Consider the following 1,801-nt stretch of genomic DNA (forward strand, 5'->3'; position numbering starts at 1 on the left):
GGAGCCCGCCTTATAGACGGTGGTGAAGGGGTTCGTTGGCCAGACGTCGTAAAGCAAGGCGTGCCCGATGCCCACGGTGAGGCCGGGCACGCGCCTGGCGCTGGGGTACGCGGAGCCGTCGGCCTCCTCAATGCGCGGGCCGACCGCACCGGCGCGTGGCGCGCCGTCGAGGCAGCGCAGCAGCTCGTCGAGGCTACCAGGGCGGAACTCCACGTCGGGGTTCACAATAAGAAAGGCATCGGGGTCGATCTCGCCGGAAGCGCGCAGCGGCTCCAGGTGGCGCACCGCCGCGTTGATCGCGGCGCCGTAGCCGATGTTTCCGCCGGTAGGGAAGAATTCAACGTGCTCGTGCGCGCGGGCCGCCGCCTGCGGCGCGCCGTCCGTCGACCCGTTGTCGGCGCACACCAAGCGCACCCTGCGGGAGGTCGCGCGCTCGAGCGAGGCGACCAGCGCCGCCAGGTGCTCGCCCGGCGAATAGGTCACGGTGATGACCGCCAGCGCGGGCTGCGCGTCGGGGCCGCCGTTGAGTCGATCGTCGTTTCTCACAATGCGCTCAGCATACCCACTGGCGCGCCGAATTCCGCGCACGGCGCACGGCGAGGCGCACCGAAAACGCGGATCCGGCGGAGGCATGTCGTATAATGCATGGCCGTGAACGACAACCCTAGGCGCGCCCGCGACATCCAGCCGGCCCCTTCCCGCACGAGGGACCTGAAGCAATCGGGCCACCCGGTGGTGAAGGGGATCCTCGCCGCGTGCTCCGCGGCCGCGCTCGTCGTCTCCGGGGTCGGCTACTTCACCGTGGGCAAGCTGGACAGCCAGCTCAGCGCCTCTGAACTGAACATCGGGAAGAAGCAGCGTAACGACGACAACGAGGCGCTCGACGGCGCCGTCGACATCCTGCTCGTCGGCTCCGACTCGCGCACCGACGCCCAGGGCAACCCGCTGTCCCCCGACGAGCTCGCGCGCCTCAACGCGGGCGAGGCCGACGGCGAGATTAATACGGACACGATGATGGTCATCCGCGTCCCCGAGGACGGCTCCCGCGCCACCGCCGTCTCCATCCCGCGCGACACCTACGTGCACACCGACGACTACGGCAACATGAAGATCAACGGCGTCTACGGCGCGCACGCGGGCGCGAAGCGTGAGGAGCTGCTTGACGACGGCGAGGCGGAAGGCCCCGAGCTCGAGCAGCAAGTCGCCCGCGCGGGCCAGGAGGGGCTTATCGACGCCATCGCCGACCTCACCGGCGTCGAGGTCGACCACTTCGCGCAGGTCGGCCTGCTCGGCTTCGTCCTGCTCACCGACGCCGTGGGCGGCGTCGACGTCTGCCTCAACGCCCCCGTCAACGAGCCGCTGTCCGGCGCGAACTTCCCCGCCGGCGAGCAAACCCTCGACGGCACCCAGGCGCTCTCGTTCGTCCGCCAGCGCCACGACCTGCCGCGCGGCGACCTGGACCGCATCGTGCGCCAGCAGGCGTACATGGCGTCGCTGGTCCAGCGCATCCTGTCGGCCGGCACGCTGACCAACCCGTCGAAGCTGCGCGACCTGTCCAACGCCGCGGAGCGCTCCGTCACGCTGGACCGCGGCTGGGACGTGGTCCGCTTCGCGCAGCAGATGTCCGGCCTGGGCGGCGGCAACGTCACCTTCACCACCATCCCGGTGACCTCGGTGAACGGCGTCGGCGACTACGGCGAATCCATTATCACGGTCGACCCGCCGCAGGTGCACAGGTTCATGGAGACGGTCGTGGAACCGCAGGACGAAGCGCAGGATGATGGCACCGGAGAGGACTCGG

At 70.0% G+C, this 1,801-nt stretch carries 2 protein-coding genes; one reads left to right on the plus strand and one right to left on the minus strand.

Annotated elements, in window-relative coordinates:
* Window positions 1-546, minus strand: a 546-nt coding sequence (locus tag EAW56_RS11990; protein ID WP_244213436.1) for a glycosyltransferase, incomplete at its 3' end; no start/stop codon positions are given.
* Window positions 547-651: 105 nt separating this feature from the next.
* Between EAW56_RS11990 and EAW56_RS11995 the strand changes: the two genes are divergently transcribed.
* A partial coding sequence (locus tag EAW56_RS11995) for an LCP family protein (RefSeq protein ID WP_244213437.1) occupies window positions 652-1,801 on the plus strand: 1,150 nt, incomplete at its 3' end.

This window comes from Corynebacterium gottingense (genome assembly GCF_003693265.1).
In the GTDB taxonomy this organism is placed as follows: Bacteria; Actinomycetota; Actinomycetes; order Mycobacteriales; family Mycobacteriaceae; genus Corynebacterium; species Corynebacterium gottingense.